The organism is Arthrobacter sp. Y3223164 (assembly GCF_059091005.1).
Window position 1 is genome coordinate 1 of sequence record NZ_JBNHGF010000990.1, and the last position, 273, is coordinate 273.

General features: G+C 74.7%; 1 protein-coding gene. It reads left to right on the forward strand.

Annotation, left to right across the window (positions count from 1 at the left end):
• Positions 1–273 (forward strand): hypothetical protein (locus AC5RUJ_RS19045; protein ID WP_494156614.1); only part of this gene is annotated, 273 nt, incomplete at both ends.

A 273-nucleotide genomic window follows, 5' to 3' on the forward strand; every position in this document is an offset into this window, starting at 1 on the left:
GGCGATCGTGGTCAGCACCGGCACCGTGGTGGCGAGCATCACCGAGCCCGCCCCGCCCCCCAGCACCACCGAGCAAGCCCGCCTCGACGCCCTGGCCGGCCTGGAGAACCTGGCCTCGGCCTTCGAGGAACACGACGACGACGGCGACTCCCCCACCGCCGAACTGCTCCGGACCCAGGCGGACCTGCTGAGGCTGACCACGTCGTGGCCGTCCGGGTCCCCTGCCGCGCCAGACACCGCGGCCCCGTCTTCCCCCGCGGACTTGGCCGGCAG